Below are 15,854 nucleotides of genomic sequence, written 5' to 3' on the forward strand. Positions count from 1 at the left end.
TAATAAATAAAGGTAATAAAATTATCTATTATTCATTATCAATAGATGTTTAAACAGGATGGTTAATCAACTTTGATATTACAAACCGTCTTTCGGAGCTTCTGTAGCATTATGACTCTCTTTAGTGGCAGGTTGGTTACTATCGGGAAGTTTCTGTTGGGTATTCTTTTGATTACCTTGATTTTTTAGCTCAGTAAGTGCCTGTTTTGCCAGATTTTCGGCTGCTTGTTTAAATAATGGTTCTATTCTATTTCGCCAATATTGAGTATTAGGCAACTTTTCTGGATGGTTTCTATAATCTAAAACTTTATCCCATTTCCCATCATCTATTGCTTTGTTGATTTCATTAGATAACGCCTCTGCCTTAGCCCAATCTTCTTGCCACTGGGCAATCATTTTGCCCGTCTCTTGGATACCAGAAGCAGCATTTGCCGGAACCGATCTTAAAAGGGCGATCGCTCTAACTATATCTCCTGATTCATACTTCTGTCTTGCTTGTTCTATAATATTGGCACTGTTATCATTAGGCTGCGATCGCTCTGTTTTCCCAGCATCGTCAGTTGACCCCTTCGGCTTTTCGGGTAATGCAGTTACTACATCCCTAGATTTTGGGTTTGCCTTGGGAGCCGGTCGAGTTGCAATCAACCTACTATCATCTACAATCCTAGTTGCAATGCCTTTTTCGCGCAGGCAAGAAGCCCATTCTTGATTATTGGTTATCACATTCGAGCGTGCCCAAGCCAATTGACCAGATTTAAGTTTAACTTCTATCCAACCTCGTTTTGTCCGTTTGCCAGTCACCTCGAAACTGGTGTTATCGGCAACTGTTTGCACAATATTATCAGAATTTATCGAACTAGGTTCAGAACGAATATTAGAATTTCTGACGACAACAGCCGAGCATTTGTTTGCTAAGGCAGTATCGTTACCTGTAAAATTAAAAACTGAATTTTTCACATTCGGAGATATATTTGCTACCAAAGCAGCCGTACCACCTGCCAATAATATGCCAATTAATATCGGCCATGGGTCGGATTTGTCAGAGTCTTTACGCGCAGGTTTAGCGGGGACAGGATTTGCTGGTGCAACTGCAACCGTTTGCAGCCGAGATACTTGAGGCTGGGATTTAGCTGTTTGGTAACCGGAATTTTTGGCGGATTCTTGAGGTGTGGAAAGTGCTGGTACTGGATTAATCGCCTCTTTACATGCTTGCAGTGCTTGCGTGGCGTTTAGGTAGCGGTCTTTGAAGTGATAACGCACCATCTTGGTCAACATTGCCGCCAGCCGATGGTTCACGGTTACTGAATGACGCCAGATGATTTCCCCCGTTTCTGGGTCTTCTTGCAATTCTGTTGGTGATAATCCTGTTAGTGCTTGAATAGCAATGATGCCAAGGGAATAGATATCACTGTTGGGGCGGGGTTTACCTTGCCCTTGTTCTGTCGGCATATAGCCAGGAGTGCCAATAACTACTGTAGCAGAGGGTTGTCCGCCCACTGTTACCAGTTGTGTACGCAGTTGTTTCACTGCCCCAAAGTCCACTAAAACTAACTTATTATCTGAGGCGCGACGGATGATATTATCCGGTTTGATGTCGCGGTGAATCACGCTTTGGCGATGGACAAATTCGAGAATTTCCAGAACTTCTTGCAATAGTTGAATTACTTGGCTTTCACTCCAGCGCTTACCAGATATAAGTTCCTCAGCTAGGGTATGTCCTTCAATATATTCTTGTACTAAATAAAATTCTTGGTTTTCGTCAAAATACGCCAGCAGCCTGGGTATTTGGTCATGATTGCCCAGTTTTTCTAAAGTTTCGGCTTCGCTGTTGAACAGGCGTTTAGCAGTATCAAAAACTCTGGGGTCAGTTCCGGGTTTGAGGTGCTTGACAACGCAGAGGGGATTGCCTGGCCGCCTAGTATCTTGGGCAATGTAGGTTTGACCAAATCCTCCCATTGCGAGGACTCGAATTACTTGGTAACGATGGTCTAGTAGCTTGCCTATCATGTTCATTCCCCAGAGTTATTACCTAATTTTCCAGCTGGTAATAAATATCTCCAAATTTTCTTCAATGAAATCCGCTATCTTGAGAAAAGATTTAGATTAAAAACGCAGCTTTTTAATAAACGCAGACTGTTTATTTTTCTTTTAGTGCCCCTGTTTATTACCAATGCCACCTAAAATAACAAACTCAGTTGCATGGCAGCAGGCTGAAATCCTCATGCAGCCTGCTTTCATTCGCGTTATCGACAATATCCGCAAGTCCCTTGATGAATCTTCCTGGACGGGAACTTACCACGATGTCCTGATTTGGCCGCCTAGCACCACTGATGAAATCAAAGCATTGGTAACTGAGTTGTTGCAAGCAATGGAAACTGCAACGCCCCAAGAAGCAGATGAAATCAGAGAGACTCTGGCTCGTCTGCCGATGCCCCATCCAGGATATCATCTACGTTTGCAGCGTCAACAGCAAGAAGCGAGTATCGATTTGTGGGAACTGTGTTACGAAGTGTGTTTTCTTGAATACACCCCAGAGAAGGAAGTTGCTGTTATTGATACTAGTTTAATCGATGAATTCGGTGAAGTAGATTGGCTGCGTTTGGATGCTAAGGCAAAGGAGTTAGTTGAGGAGGCGTTTGCTAAATTGCCGGAGAGTTAAGAGGTTGTTTGAAAAGTGTTTCGCTGTGACTTTAGGCACTTTTAGATCCCCCCTAACCCCCCTTAAAAAGTGGGGAACCGGAATCAAAGTCCCCCTTTTGAAGGGGGATTTAGGGGGATCTAAAATTTTTGACTGCCAGTGTTGTATATGCTGTCGTGTGCTGCTTGGAACTGTTCAGAGGACATAATTAATTATGTGAGGGAAAGTTTAGCTAAAGCACGTACAGCTTAAATTACTAATGAAAATATTCGCCTCAGTAATTGCACTGTGACACTAAAGGCGATCGCGCCCCATCCTAATCAACCAATCATCGCACTACTCGCATTGAAAGAAAGCTATATGAACAAGCCTGAAGAAGAATTAGAATTACATTTAAGACCCCGTACTACAGAAACAGTATCAATAAAGATACCAACAGATACATTGCGATCGCTCGAAAAAGTAGCAGCCACTCAAGATATGTCACTTGAAGCCTTGCTCAAGTTATATATCGGGCAGGGTTTGCGGCAAAATTTAGCCAAGTTATGATCTGAGTAGGTACTGGAATAAACCGCTCAAGTTCTAGCAAGGCAGATCGAATCGAAACAGGAAATTTTAACCATCATTCAAGAAATTCAAGCTGAGGCAACTCTTTTGTTACCTGCCAGCAAAGAGTAACAGATAAATTAAGGAACAAAAAATGTCTAATACAACAAACTACACCGAAGCTTGCAATAATTTTGAAAAAATTTACGAAGAGGTAATTAGCACTCGTGAACCTGTAGTTGTTAATCGTGAAGGTGCAGAAAGTGTATCCGTCATACCTACTGCGGAACTTAACAGCATCATAGAGACAGCATATTTGTTCCAGTCACCTGAGAATGCAGCACGTCTTTTAGATGCTTTACAACGTGTTAAGGCTAAGACTAATATGCCCCAAACTATAGACGAGTTGCGTAAAGAGTTCTCGCTCTACGAAGAAGAGTAAATAAATTCAATGTCGGATAATTTAGAACCAGACGCACTTCCCCAATCTGAAGTTTCTCAAGAGAATAATTTAGAACGCAACCTCGTTTTTGACCGGAGATTTCTGGAAGACCTTACCTACTGGGTAGAGACAAATAGAAAAACTGCACTCCGCGTCTTATCTTTAGTTGAAGAGATTAGGCGGAATCCCTTTGAAGGGACAGGCAATCCTGAAAAATTGAGATACTATGATGCAAATATATGGTCGCGCCGAATCACTCAAACTGACCGGATTGTTTACGTAGTAAGTGATGACCGAGTTGAGTTTATTCAGGCGCGATACCATTATGGCGATCGCTAATTTCATAATTAAATAATGTAATTTTGAAAAAGAGCGATCGCCATGAATCGCCGTTATCACTCTCATAACGACAGAACTTAATGTCGTAACGACAGCTTCAATATTCTTAACAAAATCGTGATTTTGCTAACGACAGCTTTAACGTTCTTAACAAAATCGTGATTTTGGTCACGACAGAACTTAGTGTCGTAACGACAGCTTTAACGTTCTTAATAAAATTGTGATTTTGGTCACGACAGAACTTAGTGTCGTAACGACAGCTTTAATGTTCTTAACAAAATCGCAATGTTGATTATACGCTAGAAGAAAACCGGAGGTGCATTGAAGCCGCAAACGCTTATTTGCTAAGATTTCCAGTGCGACAACATTGAAACAGGGCAACTTCTGATCACCATGCCAACATCTACAATTGACGATAAAGACGCAGCAGCTATCCAAGCCGCCAGAGTTGGGGCTGCTATATGCGATCGCTCTGGCTGGGGACGCATCAAAGTATCTGGCGACGATCGCCTCAATTTCTTACACAACCAAAGTACTAACAATTTCCAAATACTCAAGCCTGGACAAGGTTGTGATACGGTTTTCGTCACCTCCACAGCCAGGACAATTGATTTAGCAACCGCCTACGTTAGAGAAGATGCAGTAATCCTGCTAGTTTCACCCAACCGCCGCCAATATCTCATGGAATGGCTGGATAAATATATTTTCTTTGCCGATAAGGTGGAATTATCTGATATCACAGAATACACCAACACCTTCAGCCTCATTGGCCCAGGAAGCGACGCTGTTTTAGAAAAGTTGGGTATTAGCGAACTCATCGGGCAACCTTATGGTAGTCACAAAGTATACACCATTGCTGCGGCTGAAGGAGTGCGGATTGCTGTGGGTAGTGGGTTAGCTGCTCCCGGATACACTTTTACTTTCCCTTATACTGATAAATCTTCGGTGTGGAACAAATTGTTAGAAGCTGGGGCGGTAGAGATGAGCGATCGCGCCTGGGATGCATTGCGAATCTTACAAGGCCGCCCCGCCCCAGATGCGGAACTCACAGATGATTACAATCCTCTGGAAGTTGGTTTGTGGCAAACAATTTCTTTTACTAAAGGTTGCTATATTGGGCAAGAAACTATCGCGCGATTAAATACATATAAAGGTGTAAAACAACACCTTTTGGGTATACGACTCAGTGCCCCTGCGGCAGTTGGAAGTGCGATCGCAGTTGGAGATGAAAAGGTCGGCAAACTTACCAGTTACACCCAAACGGCTGATGGTTACTTTGGATTAGGTTACATTCGCACTAAAGCTGGTGGCGTGGGGTTGAAAGTCAAAGTGGGAGAAACTGAAGGTGAAGTCATAGAAATCCCGTTTGTTTCTCATGATTACCCATAATTCGTAATTCCTAATTCGTAATTCGTAATTCGTAATTAAGAAAGAGTACAGACGCGAAGTTTAACTGGGCTTCGCCCCGCTACGCTAACGTGCCGCAATCCGTTCGCGTCTCTTATTGTAATCGCTTTTTGGCGCTCCATCTCTTGTTATCATTGTTCAAATAAAAATATCCTTTTTCTCGTCCCATCTAGTACCTTGACAAAATTCATCTACCCAAGAAGCTATACTACGGGCATTAGTGGTTGCTAGATTCACTTTGCTCTTAACATCTTCTGGTTGAATATTCGGATGTTTGCCGTTGCTTTTAACCTCAGTAGTAATTGCTAGCGATCGCACTGGTTTACCATTACTAGAAATCTCAGTGGTAATTGCCAATGATGCGCCTATAGGGATTCTGACAGATGGCGCGTTGCTTTTAACTTCAGTAGCTAATGCTATAGATGGCATAGTTTTAGCTTTGCTGTTAACCTCAGCAGTCATTGTCAGCGCAGAGTGCGATCCTATTGGTTGATATTCGCTTAAAAAACCGGAGGATGGCGTTTTTACCGGAGTGTCTGGAGCAATTTTAGTTGCATTTGCTACTACCAACTCCGGTTTGCGTGTGCGAACTACTTCAGTGGTAGCTGTAATCGATGGTACAAGTTCATCGGCGCGTAACAAGTTGGAGTCTAGAGTCTTGGCAAGAGAATGAAGCGCAATCTTGCTGGCAGTTACAGCCGATGACAGAAATTTATCCTCAGAATGCTTCTCATCTGGCGACTCGCTTTCAACTTGGGTTATAGCCATAGAATGGTCTAATTTTATTAAACCTAACTCTTCATCAGGATTGAAGTTAAGACCTAAAGCGGCGACTATTTTATCTGGATCGTTATTCAGATCCAGCATAAAAGCAAGTATTTCATCAAACTGGGGTTCTAAAACAGAGAGTGTTGCCAAAATAAAACCGGACAAAGGACGGCGCAGACCATCGTAAGTGCCCCAAATTCGCATTTTAACCAGCCACGAAATATTTTGCTCGTAGTAACTCAGCCACTTTTGTTTTAAGGATTGACGCAGCTGTTGGATATTCATTGGATGCCTCACTTCAGTCAACAGGATTGCAGACATTGATATTGTTAACTAGTTTGATTTCTGGGGATGAAACCGATAATAGAGCATCTGTTGGACTCTTTGACCACCTAGCAAATGATTTTCTATCAGTAGAGATACTTCATCGGGTTGAACACCGCTATACCAGACCATATCGGGTAATACCAGTACCATCGGCCCATTGCCGCATTGTCCCAAACAGCTGCTAGCTGTTACTGTTACACCAGGGATTGGCAAAGCTGCAAATGCTGCTAATACCTTGGTTGCACCTTGCTTTTTGCAAGTGCGATTTTGACAAACCCGCACACATTTAGGAGAAGAGGGTTGGTCTATTGTGGGGAAGTTTGATGGTTGAGTTATGTTGTTCATTTGTCCTTTGTTCTTTGTTCTTTGTCATTTGTCATTCGTCAGTTGTCCTTTGTCAGTTGTCCTTTGCTAATGACCAATGACCAATGACCAATGACCAATGACTAATGACTAATGACTAATCTATTGAAAGTCCTTTTGAGGCTAGCCATTCAGGGTTAAATATCCGCGACTGATAGCGGGAACCACTATCACATAATATGGTGACAATGGTATGTCCTGGCCCCAACTGCTTCGCTAGGGCAACAGCTGCGCCAACATTAATACCTGTTGAACCGCCCATCAACAATCCATCTTTCCTTAGCAGTTGGTAAACTACCCGTAAAGCTTCTTGGTCATCGATTTGGATGGCATCATCAGCAGGTGCGCCTTCCATATTGGCTGTGACACGACCATTACCGATGCCTTCGGTGATAGAATTTCCTTCTATATTGATTTCGCCGGTTTTGACATAGCTATAAAGTCCACTACCCAATGGATCGGCAACAACGCATTTAATGGCCGGATTTTGTTCTTTCAAGTACAACGCCACACCAGCATAAGTACCACCAGTACCAGTTGCAGTTGTCCATGCATCTATTTTACCATCTGTCTGTGTCCAAATTTCCGGCCCTGTGGTTTCGTAATGGGCGCGGCGGTTGGCTAAGTTATCAAACTGATTCGCCCAAATAGCGTTTTCCAACTCAGCAGCAACTCTGCCAGATAGCTTGACATAGTTGTTTGGGTCTTTGTAGGGTACGGCGGGGATGGGACGAACTTCTGCGCCTAGTGCTGTTAGTGCGTCTATTTTTTCTTGTGACTGAGTATCGGGAATAATAATTAGGCATTTGTAGCCTTTGGCGTTGCAAATATGCGCTAGTCCAATGCCAGTATTACCAGCAGTTCCTTCTACAACTGTGCCACCGGGTTTGAGTAAACCTTTCTCTTCTGCGTCTTGGATGATATAAAGTGCGGCGCGGTCTTTGACGGAACCGCCAGGATTGAGAAATTCAGCTTTAGCGAGGATTTCACATCCTGTTTCTTCACTGAAACTGTTTAAGCGAATTAGGGGTGTGTTACCAACAGCGCCGACGAAGCCATTCTTAATATCCATTTTGGCTATACCTGTGTGAGTATCTATAAAAATTTTGGCTTATAGCGGTGGCATAATTTACAACTGATTTGCCTAAAATCCTATGATGCCTATAGACCAGCCTTTTCAAGGTGACTGGTAAAATCTCTTTTTTTCTCTCTGCGCCGCGCCAGTTGCTTCAAGTCTCTTAACCGCAAGGGCGCACTGGCTTCTCTGCGTCTGGAGCGGTTCAAAAGTCTTTTATTTAATCTTATTAGGCACAGACAACACAGGCGTACACTACCAAACTTTACTCATATTCAGAACAAACCCAGGCAATACTGATTCACCGCTAACAGTCGCAGGATTTTCCAGACATTCCTCTGGCACACCAGGACGATAAATATAGACTCGGCGATGCTTGCGGTCAATTAGCAAGCCTAGCTGTACTCCTGGCTCCCTGATATATTCCTCCATTTTTTCCTTCAACGGTTGGAGGTTATCAGAAGGCGACCTCAGTTCAACTACAAAATCTGGACAGATGGGGGCAAATCTTTGCTGTTTTTCTTGGGAGAGAGCATTCCACCGTTCCAGTTTAATCCAGGAAACATCAGGTGATCTATCTGCACCTGTTGATAGCTTAAATCCTGTGCTGGAGTCAAAACAAATACCTGTCCCGTCTTTTTCTGCCCAAACTCCTAGCTGTAAGGCAACGTTGAAGTTACGATTACCTGTCTCTGAACCAGTGGGGGACATAATTGATATTTCTCCAAATTGATTCCGCTCAATGCGTAAGCCACGATTAACCTGGCAAAAGTCAAAAAAATGCTCGTCTGTCATTTGCATTGAGGGAGGAATTTGCACAACTAAAGGGGATGAAAACATAATGATTTCCTCTAGGTTTTGCTGTCTACCCGACTGGCTTGTATTTCTTATTCTCTCCCAAACCATTGTTACTGTTGAATTTAGCAAGGACTGGCTTGTATTTCTTATTCTTACGCAAGTCATTCTTTTGGTGAGACGGTAATATTCGTTTTCGCCACAATTTTCTGGAAAGCAGGTGTATTTTGTGGTATTTAACTCCAACTTAAGTTTAGCAGGCAATGAAAATTAAAATAGTAATTTTACTGGGGTTGTTAAATATTTACGTGAGTTACGATACAGTATGAATAACGAGCGAATACTAACATCTTTTCTTTGTCTTAGACGGGATGGATACCGATGACATCTGAAAGCGATCGCGAAAAAGAACTTGAACACCGAGAACGTATATTACGAGAACGAGAAGTTGAATTGCGACTCCGGGAAATGGAAAGTAACATCCATGCTAACGATGCGGCTTTTCATCAAACTGTAAAGCATCAGCCAGAAAATTCCCAAAAACCTTGGATGAAAAAAGTAATTCTGGGTGGAAAACTCTTTGTTCTTGGTGTGGTAGCGCTGGTTGCAGTGAGAATAGCCTCAGTGTTGGCTGGGTTTATTATTGTTGCTGCACTGGGGTGGATGTCTTACAAATTATTTTTGGAATCTAAAAAAACCAATCTTTAATTAAGGTGTAATTATGATGAGCGAACGGGTAGCAACTGACAGATTTATCCAAGATTTAGAGCGCGTTGCTCAAGTGCGATCGGAGATTTCTGTATGTTTAAGTAAACTAGCTGAAACAATTAATCAAGCTGAGTTGGCTGGAGACTCTTCATCAGGTAAACTCAGTTTAGAGCGAGATATTGAAGATATTACAATAGCTAGTAAAAACCTCCGCCAAGGTGTATTTCGTCTTTTAGTGTTAGGCGATATGAAACGCGGAAAAAGTACGTTTCTCAACGCCTTAATTGGGGAAAACTTATTACCAAGTGATGTTAACCCTTGTACCGCAGTGTTAACAGTTTTACGCTATGGGTCAGAAAAGAAAGTTACCATTCATTTTAATGATGGAAAAAGCCCGCAAAAGCTAGATTTTCAGAACTTTAAATATAAATATACCATTGATCCGGCTGAAGCTAAAAAACTAGAGCAGGAGAAAAAACAAGCATTTCCCGATGTTGATTATGCAGTAGTTGAGTATCCCTTAACGCTACTAGAAAAGGGAATTGAAATTGTCGATAGTCCAGGATTGAATGATACAGAAGCGCGAAACGAATTATCTTTGGGTTATGTAAATAACTGCCATGCGATTTTGTTTGTGATGAGAGCTTCTCAACCTTGTACCTTGGGTGAGCGTCGCTACCTAGAAAATTATATCAAAGGTCGAGGATTGACAGTTTTCTTCTTAGTTAATGCTTGGGATCAGGTGCGGGAATCATTGATTGATCCTGATGATGTTGAAGAATTACAAGCATCTGAGAATAGATTGCGGCAAGTATTTAACGCGAATTTAGCAGAATATTGTACTGTAGAAGGTCAGAATATTTATGACGAACGAGTGTTTGAGCTTTCGTCAATTCAAGCACTCAGACGACGGTTGAAGAACCCTCAAGCTGATTTAGAGGGGACTGGCTTTCCAAAGTTTATGGATTCGCTTAATACTTTTCTTACCAGAGAACGTGCGATCGCAGAACTTCGTCAAGTGAGAACCTTAGCAAGACTTGCCTGCAATCATACCCGCGAAGCAGTTGCAAGGCGCATACCATTACTTGACCAAGATGTAAATGAATTAAAAAAACGCATTGATTCAGTAGAACCAGAGTTTAACAAACTCACAGGTATTCGAGATGAATTCCAAAAAGAAATTATCAATACCAGAGACACTCAAGCAAGAACAATTTCCGAATCTTTTCGCAGCTACGTTTTAAATTTAGGTAATACCTTTGAAACCGATTTCTTGCGCTATCAGCCGGAATTAAATCTGTTTGATTTTCTCAGTAGTGGTAAACGAGAAGCATTTAACACCGCATTGCAAAAAGCCTTTGAGCAATATATCACTGACAAATCTGCTGCTTGGACATTAACTGCTGAAAAAGATATCAATGCCGCATTTAAAGAACTTTCTCGCAGTGCTGCACAATATGGCGCGTCTTACAGTCAAGTCACAGATAAAATCACAGAAAAACTCACCGGACAAAACGTCAAAGTAAATGCCACTACTACAGCTGAAGAAGATAACTCTCCAAGCTGGGCAAAATGGGCAATGGGATTGTTATCACTGTCTAAGGGAAATCTTGCTGGTTTCGCACTAGCAGGAGCCGGATTTGATTGGAAAAATATCTTGTTAAACTACTTTACTGTAATTGGCATTGGCGGGATAATTACAGCAGTGACAGGTATTTTTCTTGGCCCCATCGGGTTTGCACTGCTAGGTTTAGGAGTAGGATTTTTGCAAGCAGATCAAGCGCGTAAAGAATTAGTTAAAACGGCGAAAAAAGAGTTAGTTAAACATCTCCCCCAAGTTGCACATGAGCAATCTCAGGTTGTATACAATGCCGTCAAAGAGTGTTTTGACTCTTACGAAAGAGAAGTGAGTAAGCGGATTAACGATGATATTGTATCTCGTAAATCTGAATTAGATAATCTAGTCAAGCAGAAACAAACCCGTGAAATAAATCGTGAGGGTGAGTTCAATCGGTTAAAAAATTTACAAGAAGATGTAATAGCTCAGTTGCAAAAAATCGAGGCGGCGTATAGCAATTTATTAGCTTATTATAGTTGATAAATCTCATTACTCTCGTTCCCAGCTTATAGCTGGGAATACCTACTGGGAGGCGGAGCCTCCCATATCTATAAGTAACTAAACGTAAATAAATTAAAGTTTGTAGTAAGGACTTTAGTCCTAGGAAACTTTGCGATGAGCGATGAATAGCTCACTACAAACTAGGATTTTATTGTATGTTTAATTATGCCTACCTACTTAAGAATGTGAGGTCGTACCTCAATGATTAGCATTACCAGGCGGAGACTGGGAACAAGGAACTATGCAACAACAGTATAAAGATTATAAGGATTTAGCAGATTCTCTCAAATCTGCATCTGCATTACTGAATTTAGAACGCAAATCGCAACTGCATCAAGATATAATTACCATCTGCAATCATCTCGTTAATCCTAGCTTTCGGATTGCGGTATTTGGCCCCTTTAATCATGGCAAATCTACTTTACTGAATGCCATGTTAGGGAATCGCACCTTACCAATTGATTTAATCCCCACCACAGGCGCAGCGATTACTGTCAAGTATGGTTCTGATGTGCGAACTCGCATTATGTTGGTAGATGGTAAAGAAATCTATCGCAGTGGCACAGAGGTTTTACAGCAATTTGCAATTCTTGATGGTAATAGGCAGATGCGAAAAGATATAGCATCTGTGGAAGTTTTTTGTCCGCATCCATTTTTGGAAACAGGTGTAGAATTTCTCGATTTACCGGGAACAAATGATAGAGATGAACAAGATAATTTAGTCCGAGAAGAACTTTTAAGTGCAGATTTAGTTATACAATTATTAGATGCACGTAAGTTAATGACTTTAGGTGAGCGGGAAAACTTACGAGATTGGCTATTAGATCGCGGTATTAAAACAGTTATTTTTGTCGCTAATTTTCTTAACTTACTCGAACCCGACGAGCAAAAACAGGTTCAAAATCGCTTGCTGTTTGTTGCAGAAAGCTTTCGAGCCGAATTACCTCCAGGTTTTAGTAATTTATATCGCGTTGATGCTTTACCTGCTTTAAGAGCGAGATTAAAAGGCGATGTTGCTGCTGCTAATAGTAGCGGGTTAGCGGCTTTTGAAACAGCTTTGCAAAATATTGTGGGGATTTTGCAACCAAATCGTGGTACTGTGCGTTTGCCAAGAGTGCAAGCGATCGCTTCTCAAATCCAACTCTCATTAAAAGCTAAAATTGACCCGATTGCTATTGAAATAAAATCCTTTGATGATAAAGAAAATACTAAAATTGAAATTAAACGAAAAGCAGCCGACTTAATTTCTAAAGGTTTTACTACTAGTTTGAGAGAGTTACGCAATTGGCTAGCATTACCCAATCTACTTACAAAATATCAAGCTGATGCAGCAGTTGCATTGGCTGAAAATCACTTTAAAGTTTGGCAAACAAATACTCTTAAAAAAGACCTGACTCAGTTACAATTTGCTGTGGTAAAATGGCTTTATCAAGCTTACGAATTTTTCCAAGAAGAACGACCGCAAGATTTAATAATTGCCTTTCCTAGCGAACCACAAGTAATATTACCATCAAAGCCAAGCAATACTGATGATTTGAGTGAACCTGGTTCTATCGCTGTTGGTGGGGGTATTGGTTGGTTGTTAGGCGGGCCAGTTGGTGCTGCTGTCGTAGGGAGTATTTCTTATTTGCTAAACAAGAATATTCAAAAACAAGACGATCAATTAGCAAAGGAATCTTATCATCAGGAAGTTGCTAAACTTTGTATAACTGCAATTGAAGATTATTTATCTGGCTTCAGTAGTCAAGGGTTATATATTTTGGCTGAATATGAACAGAAAGCCGAAAAAGTAATTTGTTTTGAAATTAGTCAAGAGCCGCTAGAGATTACTAAAAAACGTGAAAGTTTGCAGCAATTGCAAAATGGTTTTAATCAGTTGCTACGAGAGTTAGAAAAAGTCAAAATATCCTCAACTCATCAACTTTATAAAGACATACCCAAATATAGCAACAGTAATAGAAAATATTCGCCACAGCCAAAGAGAGTTCAAACTTCTCCTAAGAAAGATACTGGTGTTAAGCAACAACAGGAAAATACTCCTAAGAATACTCAGACAAAGGTAGAATCAGTTTCTCCACCGCCAAAAGCTTCTCCTTCTTTGCGTCCCGAAGAGGTGGAGGCGAAATTTCGTGATTGGGAACTCAATGAGGAAATAGCGCGAATGAAAGCAGAGATGCGTAGCCCTAAGGCTTGTCGTCAGACATCGCCTGGTTCTCAAACTGGCAAACAGCAAAATACAACTCAACGCAACAAAGCATCCAACCAACCAAAAACCCAGACGGAAAAAGATAAGATTACTCGCGCCTATAGCATTTTAGGATTGCAAACAAATGCTTCTTTGGCTGAGGTAAAACAGGCTTATCGAAATTTAGTAAAAAAATGGCATCCAGATTTGTTTGTGAATCAACCACAACTGCAAAAACAAGCACAAGAGAAAATGCACTTAGTTAATGAAGCTTACACAACTTTAAGTGATAAATGAACAACAAGAACCCCGACTTATCAAAGAAGTTGGGTTTCTTTAGATTTCATCCTAATTTCATTTCTGGCTGCAAAGCTAAGAAGTAAATATAGAATTAGGAAACTGTTAGGTGAGATTTATGCAACTGCTATCTTTGAGGAATGGGTTTTTGGCGTTAACCTTGACTGCGATCGCTTCTGCAGGTGGGTTAGTCACAGCCTGTACCAATACTGCTTCCCAGAACCAAACCCAAGCGCCAAAGGAAACTGTCACTAATGCTAATGATAAGCAGATGATGAATCACGGTGGTGGCATGATGAATCACAGCATGGGAATGGATTTAGGCCCAGCCGATGCTAATTTTGATATACGATTTATCGACGCTATGACACCGCACCATCAAGGGGCTGTGGAAATGGCTAAAGAAGCGCAGCAGAAATCAAAACGTCCTGAAATCAAAAAATTAGCAGACAATATTATCAAATCGCAAAACCAAGAAATCACTCAGATGAAGCAGTGGCGACAAGCTTGGTATCCCAAGGCGGGAGATAAACCAATGGCTTACAACAGCCAAATGGGCCACATGATGGAAATGTCATCTGACCAAATGCAAACTATGATGATGAGTCAGGATTTAGGTGCAGCTGATGCAGAATTTGATCTACGCTTTATCAATGCGATGATTCCTCACCACGAAGGGGCTGTAACAATGGCTAAAGATGTCTTAAGTAAGTCTAAGCGCCCTGAAATCAAGCAATTAGCCCAAGAAATTGTTAAAGCCCAAGATATAGAGATTAAACAAATGCAACAGTGGCGAAAAGCTTGGTACAACAAGTAATTCGTAATTCGTAATTCGTAATTCGTAATATGGTTTTTGCGGAAGTTTTATAAGTATCTGTGTAAATCGGCAAGTAACCAATATGCATTTGCGGTTGGGAATTTCAGGAGCGATGTCTACGAGGGTCACTGAGCTTTTGCCTGCCCTGAGCAAGTCGTTGGGTTGATTAGTAGTTGAGAGTGGCCCTGGTAAAGAAATTTTGCAACCCCTTTCGATAGTAGTATTAGGTGGCTTATTTACCTCGACAGCATTAACACTGTTAGTTATCCCCGCTTTATATTCTCATGTCACAACTGAACAGATTCGCAATCAGCTTTGGGAGGTGAGTGCAGAACCTGTTAGTAACGTGGTGGCGGCTCAAATACGTTTGCTGCGCCGCAGATTAGCTAATAGTGGTTGTGGGAACCCCATTGAAACTATGCATGGTGTGGGATATCGTCTCAATCTCACCGATGAAACTTCCCGTTCTTAAGAGTGAAATAATCGTCATAGATACTCATTTCCTGGTTCTCCCAATTATCTGCAAAGGTTGCTAGATGCGATCGCCCAATTACCTGTTGCCCGACCGCAGCAATAGCGGAATTTCAGGTATAACTAATAACTTTAAGAAACCTCATCAAAGAGAGCAACGTCTACAAAGGTAAGGAGGCGGTGCATTTTATTACTGGTAAATACCCTAATTTTGCAACATCTTCAAAAGAATTTCTGGGCTGTCCATTTTGCCCATCACGACTTCAATAAAAGCAAGTTGGTTGCGATTTTGCTCGGCTTTTTGCAATGCCGACTCTAACTCAGACTCAGTGCTTACTTTAATGCCCCAGCCATTACTAGCAAAAATTTCATGAAGCTTGTGATAATTCCACCGTTGAATGTCGTTATATGGCATGGTTGCACCGTGTATAGTTAAACTAAGCGATTCCCTCACGAGAACCGCTCGTCTACAAAACCGGACGTGAGACTTTCGACCTCATCCGGCTCCTCAATGATTTGGCGCTTGTCATGCGTACCTCCAACCGAACCATCTTCGG

The 15,854-nt window shown here is 41.5% G+C and carries 15 protein-coding genes and 2 pseudogenes; 11 read left to right on the plus strand and 6 right to left on the minus strand.

Annotated elements, in window-relative coordinates; translation table 11 throughout:
- Nucleotides 1–78: 78 nt before the first annotated feature.
- Nucleotides 79–2,007, minus strand: coding sequence for a serine/threonine protein kinase (locus LC653_RS23275; RefSeq protein WP_229497099.1), 1,929 nt, complete (start codon nucleotides 2,005–2,007; stop codon nucleotides 79–81).
- 163 nt (nucleotides 2,008–2,170) lie between these two features.
- Between LC653_RS23275 and LC653_RS23280 the strand changes: the two genes are divergently transcribed.
- The 5 genes from LC653_RS23280 (at nucleotide 2,171) to ygfZ (ending at nucleotide 5,354) form a co-directional block, all read left to right on the plus strand.
- Entirely contained in the window at nucleotides 2,171–2,659 is a 489-nt protein-coding gene (locus tag LC653_RS23280; RefSeq protein ID WP_229497100.1) for a hypothetical protein, read from the plus strand.
- 339 nt (nucleotides 2,660–2,998) lie between these two features.
- Entirely contained in the window at nucleotides 2,999–3,187 is a 189-nt protein-coding gene (locus tag LC653_RS23285; protein ID WP_229497101.1) for a hypothetical protein, read from the plus strand.
- A gap of 151 nt (nucleotides 3,188–3,338) precedes the next feature.
- The gene (locus tag LC653_RS23290; RefSeq protein ID WP_229497102.1) at nucleotides 3,339–3,626 is read left to right on the plus strand and encodes a type II toxin-antitoxin system Phd/YefM family antitoxin; all 288 of its coding nucleotides are present in this window, start codon (nucleotides 3,339–3,341) and stop codon (nucleotides 3,624–3,626) included.
- A gap of 9 nt (nucleotides 3,627–3,635) precedes the next feature.
- Nucleotides 3,636–3,965, plus strand: coding sequence for a Txe/YoeB family addiction module toxin (locus LC653_RS23295; RefSeq protein ID WP_229497103.1), 330 nt, complete (start codon nucleotides 3,636–3,638; stop codon nucleotides 3,963–3,965).
- Nucleotides 3,966–4,358: 393 nt separating this feature from the next.
- Nucleotides 4,359–5,354 carry a CAF17-like 4Fe-4S cluster assembly/insertion protein YgfZ gene (gene ygfZ, locus LC653_RS23300; protein ID WP_229497104.1) on the plus strand — a complete coding sequence of 332 codons (996 nt, stop codon included), beginning with the start codon at nucleotides 4,359–4,361 and terminating at the stop codon, nucleotides 5,352–5,354.
- A gap of 156 nt (nucleotides 5,355–5,510) precedes the next feature.
- Here the strand turns inward: ygfZ and LC653_RS23305 are convergent, their stop codons facing one another.
- From LC653_RS23305 to LC653_RS23320, 4 genes are all read right to left on the minus strand, one after another.
- Nucleotides 5,511–6,425, minus strand: coding sequence for a DUF5331 domain-containing protein (locus tag LC653_RS23305; protein WP_229497105.1), 915 nt, complete (start codon nucleotides 6,423–6,425; stop codon nucleotides 5,511–5,513).
- A gap of 48 nt (nucleotides 6,426–6,473) precedes the next feature.
- Nucleotides 6,474–6,812 (minus strand): (2Fe-2S) ferredoxin domain-containing protein, encoded by a 339-nt coding sequence (locus LC653_RS23310; RefSeq protein ID WP_229497106.1) that lies wholly within the window; start codon nucleotides 6,810–6,812, stop codon nucleotides 6,474–6,476.
- A 115-nt stretch (nucleotides 6,813–6,927) separates the two neighbouring features.
- Entirely contained in the window at nucleotides 6,928–7,902 is a 975-nt protein-coding gene (locus LC653_RS23315; protein ID WP_229497107.1) for a cysteine synthase A, read from the minus strand.
- Nucleotides 7,903–8,160: 258 nt separating this feature from the next.
- Nucleotides 8,161–8,745 carry a Uma2 family endonuclease gene (locus LC653_RS23320; protein ID WP_229497108.1) on the minus strand — a complete coding sequence of 195 codons (585 nt, stop codon included), beginning with the start codon at nucleotides 8,743–8,745 and terminating at the stop codon, nucleotides 8,161–8,163.
- 336 nt (nucleotides 8,746–9,081) lie between these two features.
- Here LC653_RS23320 and LC653_RS23325 point away from each other — a divergent pair, with 336 nt between their 5' ends.
- The 6 genes and pseudogenes from LC653_RS23325 to LC653_RS23350 all read left to right on the plus strand — a co-directional run.
- Entirely contained in the window at nucleotides 9,082–9,408 is a 327-nt protein-coding gene (locus LC653_RS23325) for a DUF3040 domain-containing protein (protein ID WP_229497109.1), read from the plus strand.
- 16 nt (nucleotides 9,409–9,424) lie between these two features.
- Nucleotides 9,425–11,506 (plus strand): dynamin family protein, encoded by a 2,082-nt coding sequence (locus LC653_RS23330; protein ID WP_229497114.1) that lies wholly within the window; start codon nucleotides 9,425–9,427, stop codon nucleotides 11,504–11,506.
- Nucleotides 11,507–11,768: 262 nt separating this feature from the next.
- Entirely contained in the window at nucleotides 11,769–14,009 is a 2,241-nt protein-coding gene (locus LC653_RS23335) for a dynamin family protein (RefSeq protein WP_229497110.1), read from the plus strand.
- A gap of 118 nt (nucleotides 14,010–14,127) precedes the next feature.
- On the plus strand, nucleotides 14,128–14,826 hold the full coding sequence (locus tag LC653_RS23340) for a DUF305 domain-containing protein (RefSeq protein WP_229497111.1): 699 nt from the start codon (nucleotides 14,128–14,130) through the stop codon (nucleotides 14,824–14,826).
- A gap of 166 nt (nucleotides 14,827–14,992) precedes the next feature.
- Nucleotides 14,993–15,109: pseudogene (locus tag LC653_RS23345) on the plus strand (efflux RND transporter permease subunit); the annotation flags it as partial.
- A 3-nt stretch (nucleotides 15,110–15,112) separates the two neighbouring features.
- Nucleotides 15,113–15,298, plus strand: a pseudogene (locus tag LC653_RS23350) (winged helix-turn-helix domain-containing protein); the annotation flags it as partial.
- A 204-nt stretch (nucleotides 15,299–15,502) separates the two neighbouring features.
- Here LC653_RS23350 and LC653_RS23355 read toward each other — a convergent pair.
- A complete protein-coding gene (locus LC653_RS23355) occupies nucleotides 15,503–15,712 on the minus strand; it encodes a hypothetical protein (RefSeq protein ID WP_229497112.1) in 210 nt (69 codons plus the stop codon).
- Nucleotides 15,713–15,854: the final 142 nt, after the last annotated feature.

The organism is Nostoc mirabile CHAB5784, from assembly GCF_020829645.1.
GTDB lineage: Bacteria > Cyanobacteriota > Cyanobacteriia > Cyanobacteriales > Nostocaceae > Nostoc > Nostoc mirabile.